The sequence below is a fragment of the uncultured Kiloniella sp. genome, assembly GCF_937128705.1.
Lineage (GTDB): Bacteria > Pseudomonadota > Alphaproteobacteria > Kiloniellales > Kiloniellaceae > Kiloniella.
Map to the genome: position 1 here is coordinate 1 of NZ_CAKZMP010000079.1, position 16,555 is coordinate 16,555.

Sequence of the window (16,555 nt, forward strand, 5' to 3'; positions counted from 1 at the left end):
TGGCGCACCCGACAGGATTCGAACCTGTGACCTTCGCCTTCGGAGGGCGACACTCTATCCAGCTGAGCTACGGGTGCTTAAGCATAGGGCCAATAGGGCGGACATTACTGCAAGCTATGGACGAGGTAAAGGGGCAAAATGGCTGTTACCTTTGTTGCGGGTGATAAATTTGATGGGCTTGTGAAATTATCTCTGGGTGCTTTGTTTCTGTTTGTCTTTCGCTTTTTAGTCCTAATCTATCTCAATACGTATAGGGGGCGCATAAAGTTAGAATGTTGTCCGTCTCTATTATAACCGCCTCTATAGAGGCCTTGGAATTTCCGATACCTTTCCTATATTGCTTTGATAATAAGCTGAACGCGATGCGTTAGCGCTTTTTTCTTGTGTTTGACCTGTCCTTTGTGGCTTGTTGGGCGACAGTTTTTTGAATGTGATAAAGTGGCTGCACCTGATAGGTGGTATTTTATCGCTGGTTTGATGTTCTGGTGTCGCTGGGATGGCGGTAAATTGGAACCAAAAGGGAGTTAGGAATGGCGCGTCAAAAACCAAGCTGGATGGGACCTGCAATTGAATATGGTCCAATTCTGATCTTTATGGGGATCTATTATGGTTTTGATCGTATTGTCGCTGCCTTCCCGCATGAGCTTCTCCAGAATACAACACAGTTGATTGCCGCGACTGTTGGCCTGATGATCACGACCGTGATCGGGATTGCCTTTTCGCTGTATTACGATGGCAAAATTCCAAAGGTTCCCCTGATTACCGCTGTGGTGGTGATGGTTTTTGGTGGGCTGACGGTGTACCTGAACGATGAAACCTTCATCAAGATGAAGCCAACCATTATTCAGACGGTCTTTGCCCTAATCCTTTTTGGTGGCCTTTTCATTTTCAAGCGTCCCTTGATCAAGCCTTTGATGCAAAAGGCATGGAACATGACTGATGAAGGCTGGCGTATTCTAACCATCCGTTTCGGTTTCTATTTTCTTGGTATGGCGGTGTTGAACGAGATTGTCTGGCGCACTCAATCCAATGATTTTTGGGTGAACTTCAAGGTTCTGGGATCAATGGGGTTGATGGTGCTCTTTATCTTTAGCCAGTATCCGGTCATCCGCAGATATCATTTGCCTGATGAAGACGAAGCGTAAACGTCTCGCTTTGTAGCTTAATTCGTCTTTGCTTCCTGTCTGAGGTCTTTCTGATCCAGTTTTTGTTGGGCGTTAAGGTCGGCGCCCGACGGCAAAGGCATTACCCGGTCTTTTACCCAGTTTGCAATATCGGCAAGAACAGTTTCAGCCTGTAAATCCCGCAATAACATGTGCCATCCTTCCAGGTAGAGGGCAGCCTTTTGAGGGCCAGCAATACCATTAGGTAATCGTTTCCAAACATCGCGCGTCGGGTGCCAGGGTACGACTTCATCCTTTTCGCCATAGAGCAAAAGCGCAGGAAGGGTCAGGCTGTCGGGCGAACCATAGGCGGCATCCATCAAATCGGTCAGGCCATAGACGCTATCAATCCTAGTGCTTTTGATCACAAGGGGATCTTTGCCAAGGTCGATCAGCATCGGAATGTTATCCGATGCCTGTATTTTCAATCCGCTGCCGGTAAAGCTTGCCCATGGTGTGGTATGGGCGACCAGCCATAAGGATGCGCGTTGATACCACGGCATAGTTTTTCTGGCCCATACAGCGGGTGCCGAGAGGATAACGCCGTCGATATCTAACTTGGTGAGGGTAACTGAATCGCTTTGTTCTGATGTGTTTTGTTCTTCCAAAGCAGCCATGGCGACTGCACCGCCCATGCTAATGCCGAGAACATAAAGAGGCGTATCGGGATGACGCTGACGCAAGAGCTTGGCGGCGGTACGCAAATCTGATGTCATGCGTTTATGCCCGCCCCACAAGCCGGGATGAGGGGCGGCACCAAAGCCACGTTGATCATAGGCATAGGTGGCGATACCGGCGTCTTTCCAAAAGGTGCCGGGGCCATCAAAGGCATTGGAATAGTCATTGAAGCCGTGCAGGCCGAGAATGATTGCAGAGGGCTTTTTCTCGGGCAGCCAGCTTCGCAAAGGAAGCTGTAGGCCGTCGTCGGTAATCAGATGATCGTTGGTCAGTTTTGCTGCCTGTGTAAGCTCACCAGCAGGACCGAGGCGCGGGGTGCAGGCGGCAAGTGAGGTTATAAGCAACAAACCCAAGAGTATCGGGTGCAAAAGCCTGTTATATGAAACTCTATCCTTACCGAACATTCTCAACTTTATAGCCACTAAACTTAGCTTCCCTCGTCGTTGTTTTTGCGTTCGTGTCGGTCAATCAGACATCTCATTTCACGCCTTGAGTAAAAGCTAACTTTAATGGTCATAAATTGCCAGTCTGATAAAGGGTAATATGCACGGACGTGGCGGTTTCTTCCTTAACGATAAAGGCGAGAAATCAGTTCTGATAATTGAGAAATCTAAGGGAAAAACAGATTTGGGGGGAAGAGAACCTTCCCCCTCTTAAACTTATGTTACTTGTGAAATTACATTAGGCAGTGGCGTTGTGTGCCCCACGTGTCAGTTGCAGGAAGATATCTTCTAGATCGCCCTGATCTGTTGTTAGATCCAGAATGGAAAGACCGGCGGTATTGGCGGCTTTGAGGATCTCTGCGAGTTGTCCGTCATCTGATTTGTAGGTAAAGGTGAGCTCGCGTGCAGATTTTTGCTCAACGTGGAAAGCGGTAAAGCTGCTAGGTAAGCTATCTAGATCTTCGCCGAGGGTAAGGGTTAGCGTTTTGCTTTCGATACGTGCAAGTAGGGCTTGGGTTGTATCACAGGCAATGACTTGTCCGTGGTTAATGATGGCGATTTCATCGCAAAGTTCTTCGGCTTCTTCCAAATAGTGGGTGGTTAGCAGAATGGTGGTGCCACGTTTATTGAGTTCGCGCACATAGGCCCAAAGCTGTTGGCGAAGTTCGATATCGACACCTGCTGTTGGCTCATCAAGAACCAGTACAGGTGGGCTGTGTACCATGGCTTTGCCAACCATCAAGCGGCGTTTCATCCCACCGGACAGGCTACGGGTATAGGTTTTTGCCTTGTCGCTCAGGCCCATCACTTCCAGTATTTCTTCACTGCGGCGCTCACTTTTGGGAACGCCATAAAGACCGGCCTGAAGCTCCAGCAGCTCCAAGGGCGTGAAGAAGGGGTCAAAGTTGAGTTCCTGTGGCACGACACCAATGGACATACGTGCAGGGCGCATTTCGTCCACAATATCATGGCCCCAGATTTTGGCAGAGCCACTGGTTTTATTGACGAGACCAGCGAGTATATTAATCAGGGTCGATTTTCCTGCGCCGTTTGGCCCTAAAAGGCCAAAGATACTGCCGCGTGGAATTTTGAGATCAACAGAACTCAGGGCGCGTTTTTCTGCGGCGTTTCCGGCGGCCTGATAGACCTTGGTTAGACCTTCTAGTTCAACGGCGTAAGTGGGCATGCCGGATGTGTCCTTATGTTCTGAGCCTGTATCTGCAGAGTCTGAAAATTCAGACTCTGCAGCGAAGTTTGTTGTCTGGGCGTAACTATGATCGTCAGGCATAATATGTACTATCTATCCGCCTTAAAAGGCTGTTTACCTTAAAAGGTTTAGAATGGTTTAAATTGTTGTCCGGTGGCGAAAAGGTAGCCGTTGGAAAAAGAGGCTGGAAACTTTCCTTTATGGACGGTAAAAGAATTTCAGCATCATTACATAGTGACTATTGTCTCAATAATAAAGTCCCCCATGGAAAAGTGGACTGAAGATCGCAAGGAAAATTTGCTATTCGGTTCGAAAAACAAGGGGTGAAGTCAGGAATAGAGTTATGGCCGTTACTGAAACGCAAGAGGTAGAAACCAACGTTGTTGCCTGTGATGGCGGCAGTGGTCCCGAGGGACATCCGCTCGTTTATCTTAACATGAACGGGAAAAATGAAATTACCTGCCCTTATTGCAGCAAGCGTTTTATCCTGAAAGAGGGTGCTGGCGGCGGAAGCGGTCACTAAAACTTGCTGGTTATGATATGTTTAAAAGCTCCATGCCTTGGGTGTGGAGCTTTTATTTTCTGCAAAGAATAAAGTGGGGGATAATGTTCCGTATAGCCATAATTATTGTCGGGATAGTTATTACTCTTTCCGGCTGTAATAAAAGACAGCTTAATTTGATGGGTTCTGGTCCAATAGAACTAAGTCCAGAAATTAAAGTTGCTTATCAAAAATATTTAGAAAACGAACCCGTGATTTTTTCTGTTTCCACGGATGGAACATCCAGTTGGTATGGTGTTAATTGTGATCATGGGGACTGTCGTCGCAAGGCTAATAAGCTAAAATATTATGCCAATGGGGCATGTGTAAACAAGGCGGGAGGTTTCTTGAATCCTGAAGGTATCGTTTGTAAAGTTTATGATATTGGGGGGAAGGTTGTATGGGATAGAAGTGGTCATCAAATAGACGATAAGGCCAAAGTTGAAGAACGGGTCGTAAATTTCAATGGAAAGCTAACGGAAGGTCAAAAAAAATCCTTTGATGTTTATCAAAGTAGAATCAGTATCAAAAACCCTGAACTGACATTTGTTTATGCGGTAAGCAATAATGGTGCAAATTCTTTTGCTTATTCTAAAGAGGCAGCACCGCACAAAGACTTAAAAGATAGAGTGATCCGCTATTGTGAAGTTAAATCTAATGGTCAGCCATGTTTTCTGTATGCAGTTAATGACAAAATCGTAGTTCATAAATAGAGCGGATTTTTTCGTTTTAGAAAGTTGGTTTATGCTTTTGGCACACAGGATTTTTGGTGAGATATCGAAAAAGATGAAGCTTATGTGGTGGTGTATAAAGGCTTTTATTGAGCAGGTTTGTAAAATCGTTCATAGCTCGGGAAATTTTATGTTTAGGCTTGGCGTTCTTTTTGCTGTGTCTCTTGGTTGTGTTCTTTTTCCACATGCTCAGATACAGGCGCAAGACGCCGACAAACTAACCGCACAGGAGTTTATTGCCGGAAATATTCTGCTGACCCTCTATCACGAGGCAGGGCACGCCTTTGTGTCTATGTACAATTTACGGTTAACTGAAAACGAAGAAGATGCGGTAGATCATTTTTCAATCATTGCTCTGACCGAAGAACTTAATCAAGGAAATTTGAGAGAAGAACGGGAAACTCAACTTGATAACTATCTTTTCTCTACAGCGCTTTATTGGTTGACCATGAGCGAAGATGAAAACTTTGGCAGCAGTGAGGGGCGAGAGCACTCTCTGGATTCAGAACGTTTTTTGCAACACCTGTGTATGGTTTATGGATCAGATCCGGCTGTCTATGTGGATTTACCTAAAGATTTTGACGTGTCCGATTTAGTTACGTCCGAATGTGTCGGTGAATACAAAGAGAAAACCGACGAGTGGAACAGTATGTTGTCATCTCACTGGCTGGGGGATCGCATTCGCACAGACAGGGTTGTGATTATAGAAGATAAGCCAGACCCGCGGTACAAAGGTTATCGCGAATGGCTACACGTACATGGTATTCTTGACGAATTTGAAAGCTTCGTTGAAGGAAATTTTTATCTGCCCCGTAAAATTACCTTACGTTTGATGTCTTGTGGTCAAGCTAATGCTTTTTGGGACCCGAATAATTTTGAAATTATTCTCTGTGATGAACAGATCGCACAATACAGCCATATCTATGATCGGCTTGCGGAAGAGAACGGATAAGAATTTGGACCTAGCCTGATTATTATTGTAGCTTCCTTTGTATATAAAACACATCAGAGAAGACATTTACGGTCTAAACTCAAGATGATTTTTGTCAGGAAAAACCTTGCTTCGCTCATTCTTCGGTAGTCGCAGACGTATAGAAAAGCTGATTCCGGATTTAAAGGCCTATGCCACCGCTCTATGTGGTGATCGGGATCAGGCCGATGATCTGGTACAAGAAGCGATTGCGCGTGCCTTACAATCGGGTCCCTGTTTGAAGTCGGCAGATGAGCTGCGGCCCTGGTTGTTTCGTGTACTTCGGAATTTTTTCTTTGATGAACAAAGAAAAAAGACGGTGCGTAGGGAATATTTCACGCAGGAAAAACGTTGGGTAAGTGAGGTCAATGATCAGGTACTTGACCCGGAAGATACTCTCGCTATCAGAAATGCTTACGAAGAACTCTCTGCGGATCATAGAGAAGTTTTGGCTTTGGTAGATATTTTGGGATTACGTTACAAGGAAGTGGCCGAGTTACTGAATATTTCGCAGGGCACGGTTATGAGTAGGATCAGTCGAGGAAGACAAGCGTTGTTGGCAAGACTGGAAGAAGAAGCGGAAGAAAAGATTGTTAAATTCCCACATAAATATCGTTAATCATGAGTACAGTTAGTTATGCCCAATAAGGATCATCCCATTGGGGAAAGCCCGGATTGGGAAACATTGAATGCTTTTATCGATGGTGAATTATCTCCGTCCCAAGAGGTGTGGGTAAAAACCTGTGCAGGAACCGATCCGAAAGTTGCCTCTGAAATTTCGCGGCTGAGAGTCTTAAAGAATGCTTTGGCTGGTAGTGTTCTGAAAGATCAAGATGAATCACGGTCCGGCGAAAAGAAAGTAATTGGGTATAGGAAAATAGCAGGAGGATTCTCGGTCCTTGCTGCTGTGATTGCATTATTTATGATAGTATCTCCTGTGGGATATTTTTCGTCTCCCGATTTTGATCGGTGGGCGCTGGATTTGCACACAGAACTTTCCGATCAAAGTTTTGTTGTCTCAGAGCTTGAATATAAACCGTTGATCGCAGCTGCGGTCTCTGGCTCGTTACAAGCACCGAACCTTACCGGCAGCAAGCTTTACCTGGTGGACTTATCTATTGATACCTTTGGTCGTGATGATGCAATCGTTATGCACTATCGCGGGCTACGAGGATGCCGGGTTTCTCTGTTGGTAACGCCAGTTCAAAATGACCCAAAGAAGGATAGTGGCGAGAATCACGTCCCGTTTTCAGACCTTTCTCAGGCGAAGAACCTAATTTCTGATTTCTGGACAGGAGAACGTTTTCGTTTTGCTCTCTTGGCAACAGGCATGGAGCAGAAGCGGTTTGACTCTATTGCAACTTATCTGAAACTTCAGGGTGAGAGAAACTTACCTTCTTCTGACGAAGCGCAATACGCTATGGTACAGGCCTATGCGCAGTCTAATCCCTGTGTGTAAGTTATTTCTCGGTTAAAAGAAAACGTACAAATCAGAAGGGCGAGTAGTCGAAAAGAAGCCGGGCAAAAATCTGCCCGGCTTCTTTTTTAGCTTTTTCCTCTATTTGAAGTGCGGCTCTACACTTTAGTTTGTCGGGAAGTTAGGACGATCAACGTTGTAGTTCTTGGCCAGATAATCGAGAATTAGCGTAAGATCTGGTTCGTCGATTTCACTCATGCCTTGATCTTCCACCATCCATTCCAGTGTTTCGATCCACTGATCCCGAGACAGACCTTGTTGTTGGACAATTCTGGTTGAGTGACAGGCAGAACAGTAAATCAACACTTCTTCTTGTCCGGGGCCAGCCACAAGTCCTTCAAACTCGTCTTCGTCGGAGTCTTGTCCAAGGCTCGGCGCGCTAAAGGCAAAGAGCGCTGATACCAATAGGGAAGCTATTACAGCACCACGACGCAGTGATGTTTTTGTCATCTTATAGTTATCCATAGGGTAAAAATATCCACAGATTGAATGTTCATGACGATAGCACGAACCACCTTGGCGGTGAAAAATTGACCGCCAAGGTGCAAAGGAAAAGAAAGCGGAAGGATTAGGAAACCCTGATTGCGATACGATGCATTGTGTTGTTCAGATACCCTTTGGGGTTCCAGTCAATCGCATGTGGTTGGCTTTCTCCTTCAGAATCTGTGGCTTTAGCCCAGATTTCGTAATAGCCCTTTTCCGGCAAAGTGACAGCTGCAGACCAACTTTGCCAAGCACCTGTGTTTACTGCTTTATCCAGTTTTGCGTCCAGCCAAGTTGCTCCAAAATCAACCGAGATTTTTAGGGAGCTGATATCCCTATCACCGGACCATGCGTGACCGCGAACTGTAATGTTTTTGTCCGTGGTCTCTAAACCTGACTGTGGGAAGGTAATCAGGGATTTAACCGGCATACGCTCGATAATCCCAAAGTCTTTTTTATCCACTTTTTCGCCAGGAGAAACCGGGTGATTAGGAACACGATAGGCCGTGCCAGTCATTTTGGGGCCATCGTGAACCTGATCGCGTAGCCAAATACGTGTTAGCCATTTCTGCGAACAAGATCCCGGCCAGCCCGGCACAACAAGACGTAAAGGCGCCCCGTTCATGGGATGAATTGGTTCACCGTTTTGTTCGAAAGCAATAAGAATATTGGGGTCCATTGCTTTGGCGATGGGCACACCGCGAGAAATAGGCAGCTTTTCAGGATCACCGGAAAGGTGGCCATCGGCGCCTTCATGGGCTGTATAGACCACACTGCTTTGAACGCCAGCAGCTTCCAGAACATCTTTCAAGCGCACACCTGTCCATTGAGAACAAGCGACGGCCCCGAGAGTCCATTGGTTGCCTTTTGCCGGGGGATTAAAATAAGCACGGCCATTTCCGCCGCACTCGATGACGAGTGCTTTGGTGACAACTTCGAATTTGCTTTTCAGATCAGCGATCGTGAGTTTCATGGGTTTGTCGACGAGACCATCAATGGTCAAGGTCCATGTCTCGGGATCAACTTCTTCGGGTGGTATGCCATTGTTGCGAATAAAGTGACGGTTTACTGGGGTAATTGGATCATCCAGAAGGTGTGGTGGTGTTTCCGCATTAAGGGGGCGATCATTGAGAAGTGTTAGCCCGTCTTTTCCTTCGATAACGCCGCCCGTCTCAGCAAGAGCAACCGGGATCAACCCGGATGGCATGTTTTTGCTGAAAGGAATAGATGCCCCAAGCATGGCTCCCATGGTGGCGAGACCTGCGCCTTTCAGAAAACCGCGACGGTTTTGATCGGGAACGCGCCCGAAAATTTTATAATCAGCCGCAGTTGGGTCAGATGAATAGAGGTCAAAAAGCTTTGGAATTCCAGAGCTTTTAGTAGATTTTTTTAATAATTTTTCAGTCATATATTCCCCGTGTACGTAGTGAGTTGTTTGTTTTTATTCTCTTTGCAACTATGGAGGTAACGTCTCGGGTTTTGGTTTTATTCCATATGGGATGAAAAAAATTGACTAATTTAATCGGGTAAAATTTTCAAGCATCTTGCTCCGACATTTCATCAGGGCATATTTTTATGATTTCAAGGTATATTTCTGTCATTCCTGCTCGACTTAACCGAGCCGCTTGGGCATTCTGTGCAGCATGACTGATAACGTACCTTTCAAGCACCTCTACCTCGTCGATGGTTCCGGATATATTTTCCGAGCTTTCTTTGGCATTCCACCGATGACACGCCCTGACGGAACACCCGTTAATGCTGTTTTCGGATTTACCAATATGTTGCTCAAACTGCGCGACGATATGGAGGCTGACGGTATTGCTGTCATCTTTGATGCGGGACGGTCGAGTTTCCGGATGGATATCTATGAAGAGTATAAATCTCATAGGCCAGAAGCTCCTGAAGATCTAATTCCTCAATTCGCGCTTATCAGAGAAGCAACGGACGCGTTGAACTTGCCACAGGTGGAAATGCCAGGCTTTGAAGCGGATGATTTGATCGCAACCTATGCACGTCAAGCCAAGGAAAAAGGCATTGATGTAACCATCGTGTCATCAGATAAAGATTTGATGCAGTTGGTTGAACCCGGTATCTCGATGATGGATCCGATGAAGAATAAAATCATTGGGCCGGATGAAGTTTTTGAAAAGTTTGGTGTTCAACCGGACAAGGTTGTCGATGTACAGGCTTTAGCGGGCGATTCCGTTGATAATGTCCCCGGGGTGCCAGGCATTGGTATCAAAACTGCTGCGCAGTTGATCACAGAGTACGGAGATCTGGAAAGTTTGCTAGCGCGTGCGGGTGAGATTAAACAGCCAAAACGCCGGGAAAAGCTGCAAGATAATGCAGAGATGGCGCGTATCAGCAAACAGCTGGTGACCCTCAAACAGGATGTGCCTGTCGAAATCCCATTGGAAGGATTTGCGACACGGGAACCAGTGGCAGAAGTGCTTCGGCCCTTCTTAGAGGTGAATGCTTTCAGGTCTCTTCTGGCGAGAATGTCAAAACGACTGGGGGATGCCCCGATGGAGGTGACGAATGAAGCTGCATCTGAAGGTGGTGATCCCGAATATGAATTGGTGCAAGATGAAGCCGCACTTATACGTTGGATTGCTGATGCCAAGCTAAAGGGAGCCGTTGCGGTTGATACGGAAACGACGTCACTGAATGCGATGAGCGCCAACCTTGTTGGTGTAAGTTTGTCTACGGGCGGAAACAAAGCCTGTTATATTCCTTTGGATCATATTGCGGTTTCCGAGAGTGGGGATGGTGGACTTGATTTGTTGGGTGGATCCGCAGATCGTCCAAAACAAATTCCGAAAGAGCGCGCCATTGAGCTTTTGAAGCCGTTATTGGAAGATCCATCAGTTCTCAAAATTGGGCAGAATATCAAATATGACATGGTAATCCTTGCCCAAAACGGGATCTCTGTCTCACCCGTAGATGATACGATGCTGCTATCTTATGTGCTTGAGGGCGGAATGCACGGGCACGGCATGGACGAGCTTGCTGAGTTACATCTGGATCACACGACAATTAAGTTTAAAGAAGTTGCCGGAACTGGAAAGTCTCAGGTTACTTTCGATAAGGTGCCGTTGGATAAAGCGTTGGATTATGCTGCGGAAGATGCCTTAATTACTTACCGTCTTCATGCCGCTTTGAAGCCGCGTCTTGTCCCTGAAAAAATGACAACTGTCTATGAGACGATTGAGCGACCGCTGGTAAAGGTGCTGTCGGACATGGAGCAACGCGGAATTAAGGCGGATCGCCCTTTCCTACATCGTCTTTCCAATAATTTTGCCCAACGTCTTGTCGACTTGCAGTCCGAGATCCATGAAGTGGCGGGTGAGCCTTTCACCATTGGGTCACCCAAACAACTGGGGGAAATTCTGTTCGATAAGCTTGGATTACCGGGTGGTAAAAAAGGCAAGAGCGGGTCCTATAGTACCGGTGCTGATATTCTAGAGGGTCTTGCTGCCGAAGGTCACACTTTGCCCACTAAGGTTCTGGAGTGGCGTCAGCTTTCCAAGCTGAAAAGCACCTATACAGACGCTTTGCAGGACCAAATCAACAGCAAGACAGGGCGTGTCCACACATCCTATGCGCAGGCTGTAGCATCAACCGGGCGGTTGTCCTCATCTGATCCAAACCTGCAAAACATCCCTGTTCGTACAGAAGAAGGTCGAAAGATCAGAGATGCCTTTATCGCTGAAGATGGCTATAAACTTCTCTCTGTGGACTATTCGCAGGTCGAACTGCGTCTGGTCGCTGAAATTGCGGAAGAAGATGCTTTGCGTCAGGCCTTTATTGAGGGCCAGGATATTCACGCCATTACAGCACATCAGGTTTTTGATACGCCGATTGAAGGTATGGACCCGATGATCCGTCGACAGGCAAAGGCGATTAACTTTGGCATTATTTATGGACAGTCCGCTTTTGGCCTGGCCGCGAGTTTAGGAATTTCTCGAAAAGATGCCAAAGATTATATTGATGCTTATTTCGGGCGGTTCCCGGGAATCAAACGTTATATGGAAGAAACCAAAGAATTTGCGCACAAACATGGTTTTGTGAAAACGCTTTTTGGTCGTCACATTCATTTGCCGTCGATCAATGAGAAAAATCCGATGCGAAAGAACTTTGGCGAGCGGGCTGCGATTAACGCACCAATTCAGGGGACGGCAGCTGATATCATCAAGCGGGCAATGATCAGGATGCCAGCTGCGCTGAATCATGCCGATCTAAGTGCTAAAATGCTGCTTCAGGTGCACGATGAATTGATCTTTGAGGTTCCCGAAGCAGAAGTTGAGGCAACATCAGAAGTCGTTCGTTCTGTTATGGAAAATGCTTGTGATCCCGTGCTGAAGCTCTCAATTCCGCTTACTGCGGATGCGGGTGTCGGACGCAGTTGGGGCGAAGCTCACTAGAAGCCACATGTTGAGCGAGAAATAAGAGAGCCGGGTTTTTGCCCGGCTTTTTTTATCTTCAACTTGATTGTTCAAACAGGATGTCGGCGAGGTCTTTATAGTCTTCAGCAATCCATGTTGGTTTGTATTCTGCATGTTCACCATCTTTGCGATTGGCTACACCTGTCAATATCAGGATTGATTTCATACCTGCCTTGTGCCCGGCAAGAATATCTGTGAATAAGTTATCTCCGATAATGGCACATTGATCAGCGGGTTTTCCGATGCGTTTCAAGGCCGCATCCATGATTGGCTTTTCAGGCTTCCCAAAGATTTCAGGCTCTTTGTTTGTGGCGGCTTGAACTGCGGCAACCAATGGTCCTGCTTCGGGCAATATGCCGTCTTCGACTGTGATCAAACGATCTGTATTTGTTGCGATGAAGCGGGCACCCTTATCAATAAAGCGTAAGGCGTTGCTTAATTTTTCATAGTTGACGCCGCGGTCATAACTAACAACAACGGCATCGGCTTCATGATCTGCCGTATTCTCTACGATGACCATGCCGGCTTCTGTTAGGGTTGATTTCAGTGGTTCTTCCCCGACGCAATAGACTTTTGTTCCAGGTGCCAGTCCCATGGCAACGGCTTGCGCTGAGGTCAGGACATCATCTTCTGTGCAGGGAATTCCCATAGATACAAGTTGATCTGCAACCGCAGAGGGGTGGCGATTTCCGCGATTGGTCACAAACAGAAATGGAATATTGCGTTCTTTTAACGTGGCAATGAAATCACTTGCGCCTGGAATGGCATTTGTTCCCCGATAAACAGTGCCATCAAGATCAAATAAAAGGGCCGAGATATTATGCATTAACAAAGTCCTGTTGAAATAAGTTGTGCTTAGTAACAGATTTTATGGCCAATAAAAAAGCCCAACCTGTCGGTTGGGCTTTGGTATGGTTATGTGGTCAATTTTGGAGATCGAATCACATATCTGCTTTAGTAAACTTGGGATCGGTTCCCAGATGTTTCAAGAGGGGTACAAATTCATCCCGACGCAAATAAATGATGATGAGGCCGGAGAACCAGACGCCGACTGCTTGTGTGAAAAGCTTTCCGCCATCGTTATAAGGGTCAATACCCAATGGAGTGAAAACGTGGAAGAAAATGGCACCACTCATCAGAGCCAGCGAAAGCAAGCCGCCAAGTGATTGTAACCGTGGGATGAAAAGCAGAATACAGGCAAGCAATTCTGCACCGCCTGTTAAATAGCGGCCATGGGGCTCAAACCACGCAAGCCCGCTCCAATCTTCGAGAACCTGAAAGAGATGACTACCCTTGGCAAATTTAAAGGGTAGATACCTTAAAAATACATAAGCGATAAAAATCGCAAGCAAATAAGGTAGTATTTTTTTGATCATGGTCATTTATTCTGTTCCCCTAGTCTGTCTGGACAATAGATCTTTGTTCCGTGAAGAGCATATGACTTTTCTTTTGATCAAGTACTAGTAACATTTCTGGCAACGAGGCGTTATTAGGATGCCCTTGCCTGTTTGGTTTGGCTAACAAGTGCATTTCTGGCTTCCGATGCATTCGTAACGAGTTGGTCAAATGAACACCTTGCATGGATGTGCCCGTTGTGTAGGTCCCATCCTTCAGGATCTATACCACACATTCGCCACTTGCTTGGTTCTAGCTGCAAAGTTTTCTCTGCGATCACACTAATTGCGTCTGAATGATCACTGTTCATATGATCTATAATTGAAGTTTCTGCCTCAATAAGTTCCTGAGATTTCGTGCAATCCAACCTAAAGTCTTTTGCAGATACCCAGATTGCTTTTGCAAACCCGCCAATGAGGTGGGCTTCCTGAATATCGTACCGATAGAGGCTGAAGTCCTTAAAGCCTGCATAGAGTTTTGAGGCCGGATGACGGGTTAAAAATCGTTGCAACATGCGGTCATCGTCAACTTTTTGCATTGTTCCGATCAGGGTAACGCGCCCACCGGCCAGAGGGTCTCTGTATCCTGCTGTGCCATCAAATAACATGCCGGTCTTTGGATTCTGTGCCATGTTTTGGCTGTGGTCCGCCAGATCGGACAGCATCATGTAAGGTGTCGCATTGTGATCTAGCGCAACAAGGGAGAGCGAGGCATAGGGATGTGAATCTTTGACTGTTGTCGCTTTACCACCGGGGGCATCTGTTGGCTTTGTGTTCGAGCAAAGCTCAGTTGCGATATAGGCTTTGCTTGCCCAACGCATAAGGTTTCGTGCTTTTTCTATTTCGCTTGAATTAGGATTGGGTTTTATTTTTTTCATTTATGAGGTGCCTGAACTAAATTTTGTGTAGCTGATATGATCACAGCATTGAATTTAAATACAAAAAAGTAAATTGCGCAGATTGTCTTTGTTCAAGTGGCAATTCTGAGAACAAGAAAATATTTGCTAAAACATAATGTAATGTTTTGGAATATTAATGAAAAACAAAAATTGTGGTATTAAATGACAACCTATTATTGATATTAACCATAATTGAAACTATCATTCGAGGAAATGCGGGTATTAATTTTTTAGCGGTTTGATTTTTATAAAATTGATTGCTTGTTAAAGAAGTCCCGGCATATTTGTTAACGATTGCCAGTATTAAGGGATACTGGTTTGGAAAAGCTACAATAAGCGGTGCACCTCTGGGGTGTACCGCTTATTTTTTAAGGAGTTAATCTTGATACAACAAGGGATTGTCCGTTGGTTTAATAGCCAAAAAGGATATGGTTTCATCACACCGCAATTGGGGGGAGAAGATGTATTTGTACATTTTGCCGCGGTGCAGAAATCTGGATTGGCAGGCCTGGTTGAGGGGCAGCAGGTAGAATATGAGTTGGTTGAAAGCAGAAAAGGGCGTCTGGCTGCTGACAATATCAGGCTGTTACAGCCTGTGGGCTAGCGCCTGAATAGGACTGGTCGGGTAATATCGAAAAGCAGGGCATGGCTCAGTGCCTTGCTTTCAAGTGTTAAGCGCTGAAATAACTGAACGAATTTTTATTCTCCGGGAACGCCTTGTGACGTTGAATATTGGAAATGTAGTTCTTGATCAGGAAATACTCTTGGGTGAATGGCATGTGCCGCCATGGCTGCTTCGGAGAAACCACAAAGGATTAGCTTTAGTTTGTTCTCGTAAGTTGCGATATCGCCGATAGCGTAGATACCTGATTGTTTGGTTTCACAAGTCGCTGGATTGACAAGAATATGGCTGCGTTCCAATTCGAACCCCCAGTCTGCAATGGGGCCAAGGTTTGTGGCCAACCCGTAAAATGGTAACAGGATATCGGCTTCCAAAGCGCGTTCATTACCCTGTAGATCCTTGACGATGACGGATGAGAGTTTGCCGTCTGTTCCTTCCAACCCGTGAAGCTGGTAGGGAACAATCATTTCTACCTTATCGGTTTCTGCCAGCGCACGCATTCTGGCAACAGACTCTGGGGCTGCTCTGAATTTGTCACGTCTGTGGACGACATAAACTTTTTTGGCCACCTGTGGTAGGGACATGGCCCAATCCACAGCACTATCGCCCCCGCCTGCAATAACGACTGTTTTGTCTCTGAAATCCTCGCGGCGTTTTACCAGATAAAACACAGACTTGCCTTCAAAGTCTTCAAGGCCATCAAGAGGAGGACGGTTGGGGCCAAAAGCACCTGCACCAGCTGCGATAATCACAGCCTTACAGTCAATAACTGTGTCTTTGGAGGTTGTAACACGCCATGTTTCATCGTCCTGTCGTGCCAAGCCACAAACCTGCTGATCTAAATGATACACTGGATCAAATGGTGCGGCCTGTTGTTCTAGGTGCTCGATAAGTTCCGCTGCTGCGACGGTCGGAAAACCGGGAATGTCATAGATTGGTTTCTCAGGGTAGAGAGCTGTGCATTGTCCGCCTGTTGCTTCCAAAGCGTCTATCACGTGAGCCTTCATACCAAGCATACCGCATTGGAACACAGAAAAAAGACCGGTTGGTCCTGCACCGATAATAACAACGTCAGTTTTCTGGATGTTTTGACTCACACAGATAATCCTCATGATCGCCATAAGAGGCATTTAGAATAACTCTATAAAGGGCGTATTGTATTTAAGCTTTAGGGTGATTCAATAGTAGAAAAACGGCAAAGCAATGTTTTTTCTTTCAAAAGAAGACTCAAAGCGATCACTGTTTTTTACAGGGATCGTGATTATTTTGCCCAAAATTTAAAAATTATCTTCCCATAAGTGCCCATTCAGGAACAAAATGCTGCCATAGTCACGCGCCACATTGCTTAATGTGACAGGATACTTACTATTTGATTCGCTTAAGCGAAATAAGGGTGCTGCCCCGGATAAAGGCCCGGCCCCTGAACTTGAAATGAGGAATGGCATGGAAGGCAACATTGTACTGGTAGATGACGACAGAAATATTTTAACGTCGGTATCTAT

General features: G+C 46.0%; 16 protein-coding genes and 1 tRNA gene. 8 read left to right on the forward strand and 9 right to left on the reverse strand.

Annotated features, from left to right (window positions below):
• Nucleotides 1–77: transfer RNA gene (locus tag Q0241_RS04540), tRNA-Arg, on the reverse strand.
• Between the two features lie 453 nt (nucleotides 78–530).
• Between Q0241_RS04540 and Q0241_RS04545 the strand changes: the two genes are divergently transcribed.
• Entirely contained in the window at nucleotides 531–1,145 is a 615-nt protein-coding gene (locus Q0241_RS04545) for a septation protein A (protein WP_299373799.1), read from the forward strand.
• A gap of 17 nt (nucleotides 1,146–1,162) precedes the next feature.
• Here the strand turns inward: Q0241_RS04545 and Q0241_RS04550 are convergent, their stop codons facing one another.
• On the reverse strand, nucleotides 1,163–2,263 hold the full coding sequence (locus tag Q0241_RS04550; protein WP_299373802.1) for an alpha/beta hydrolase: 1,101 nt from the start codon (nucleotides 2,261–2,263) through the stop codon (nucleotides 1,163–1,165).
• Nucleotides 2,264–2,522: 259 nt separating this feature from the next.
• Nucleotides 2,523–3,572, reverse strand: coding sequence for an ABC transporter ATP-binding protein (locus Q0241_RS04555; RefSeq protein WP_299373805.1), 1,050 nt, complete (start codon nucleotides 3,570–3,572; stop codon nucleotides 2,523–2,525).
• A gap of 262 nt (nucleotides 3,573–3,834) precedes the next feature.
• Here Q0241_RS04555 and Q0241_RS04560 point away from each other — a divergent pair, with 262 nt between their 5' ends.
• The 5 genes from Q0241_RS04560 (at nucleotide 3,835) to Q0241_RS04580 (ending at nucleotide 7,192) form a co-directional block, all read left to right on the forward strand.
• Nucleotides 3,835–4,014 (forward strand): zinc-finger domain-containing protein, encoded by a 180-nt coding sequence (locus Q0241_RS04560; protein WP_046505944.1) that lies wholly within the window; start codon nucleotides 3,835–3,837, stop codon nucleotides 4,012–4,014.
• A gap of 17 nt (nucleotides 4,015–4,031) precedes the next feature.
• Nucleotides 4,032–4,745: a hypothetical protein gene (locus Q0241_RS04565; protein WP_299373810.1), complete on the forward strand. Its 714-nt coding sequence runs from the start codon at nucleotides 4,032–4,034 to the stop codon at nucleotides 4,743–4,745.
• A gap of 148 nt (nucleotides 4,746–4,893) precedes the next feature.
• Nucleotides 4,894–5,715 (forward strand): DUF4344 domain-containing metallopeptidase, encoded by an 822-nt coding sequence (locus Q0241_RS04570; RefSeq protein ID WP_299373814.1) that lies wholly within the window; start codon nucleotides 4,894–4,896, stop codon nucleotides 5,713–5,715.
• A 106-nt stretch (nucleotides 5,716–5,821) separates the two neighbouring features.
• Nucleotides 5,822–6,352: an RNA polymerase sigma factor gene (locus tag Q0241_RS04575; RefSeq protein WP_299373817.1), complete on the forward strand. Its 531-nt coding sequence runs from the start codon at nucleotides 5,822–5,824 to the stop codon at nucleotides 6,350–6,352.
• Nucleotides 6,353–6,370: 18 nt separating this feature from the next.
• Nucleotides 6,371–7,192 carry a hypothetical protein gene (locus Q0241_RS04580; protein ID WP_299373820.1) on the forward strand — a complete coding sequence of 274 codons (822 nt, stop codon included), beginning with the start codon at nucleotides 6,371–6,373 and terminating at the stop codon, nucleotides 7,190–7,192.
• Nucleotides 7,193–7,315: 123 nt separating this feature from the next.
• Here the strand turns inward: Q0241_RS04580 and Q0241_RS04585 are convergent, their stop codons facing one another.
• Both Q0241_RS04585 and Q0241_RS04590 read right to left on the reverse strand, forming a co-directional pair.
• The gene (locus Q0241_RS04585) at nucleotides 7,316–7,660 is read right to left on the reverse strand and encodes a hypothetical protein (RefSeq protein ID WP_299373823.1); all 345 of its coding nucleotides are present in this window, start codon (nucleotides 7,658–7,660) and stop codon (nucleotides 7,316–7,318) included.
• A gap of 118 nt (nucleotides 7,661–7,778) precedes the next feature.
• Entirely contained in the window at nucleotides 7,779–9,101 is a 1,323-nt protein-coding gene (locus tag Q0241_RS04590) for a molybdopterin-dependent oxidoreductase (RefSeq protein ID WP_299373826.1), read from the reverse strand.
• Between the two features lie 235 nt (nucleotides 9,102–9,336).
• Between Q0241_RS04590 and polA the strand changes: the two genes are divergently transcribed.
• Nucleotides 9,337–12,117 carry a DNA polymerase I gene (gene polA, locus Q0241_RS04595; protein ID WP_299373829.1) on the forward strand — a complete coding sequence of 927 codons (2,781 nt, stop codon included), beginning with the start codon at nucleotides 9,337–9,339 and terminating at the stop codon, nucleotides 12,115–12,117.
• 58 nt (nucleotides 12,118–12,175) lie between these two features.
• Here the strand turns inward: polA and Q0241_RS04600 are convergent, their stop codons facing one another.
• The 3 genes from Q0241_RS04600 to Q0241_RS04610 form a co-directional block, all read right to left on the reverse strand.
• Nucleotides 12,176–12,964 carry an HAD-IIA family hydrolase gene (locus Q0241_RS04600; RefSeq protein ID WP_299373832.1) on the reverse strand — a complete coding sequence of 263 codons (789 nt, stop codon included), beginning with the start codon at nucleotides 12,962–12,964 and terminating at the stop codon, nucleotides 12,176–12,178.
• Between the two features lie 115 nt (nucleotides 12,965–13,079).
• Entirely contained in the window at nucleotides 13,080–13,520 is a 441-nt protein-coding gene (locus tag Q0241_RS04605) for a hypothetical protein (protein WP_299373835.1), read from the reverse strand.
• A gap of 107 nt (nucleotides 13,521–13,627) precedes the next feature.
• Nucleotides 13,628–14,410: a DUF2470 domain-containing protein gene (locus tag Q0241_RS04610; protein WP_299373838.1), complete on the reverse strand. Its 783-nt coding sequence runs from the start codon at nucleotides 14,408–14,410 to the stop codon at nucleotides 13,628–13,630.
• 406 nt (nucleotides 14,411–14,816) lie between these two features.
• Between Q0241_RS04610 and Q0241_RS04615 the strand changes: the two genes are divergently transcribed.
• Nucleotides 14,817–15,035, forward strand: a complete 219-nt coding sequence (locus tag Q0241_RS04615; protein ID WP_299373844.1) for a cold-shock protein — start codon at nucleotides 14,817–14,819, stop codon at nucleotides 15,033–15,035.
• A 95-nt stretch (nucleotides 15,036–15,130) separates the two neighbouring features.
• Here Q0241_RS04615 and Q0241_RS04620 read toward each other — a convergent pair whose 3' ends face one another.
• Nucleotides 15,131–16,150 (reverse strand): NAD(P)/FAD-dependent oxidoreductase, encoded by a 1,020-nt coding sequence (locus Q0241_RS04620; protein ID WP_299373841.1) that lies wholly within the window; start codon nucleotides 16,148–16,150, stop codon nucleotides 15,131–15,133.
• Between the last annotated feature and the right edge of the window lie 405 nt (nucleotides 16,151–16,555).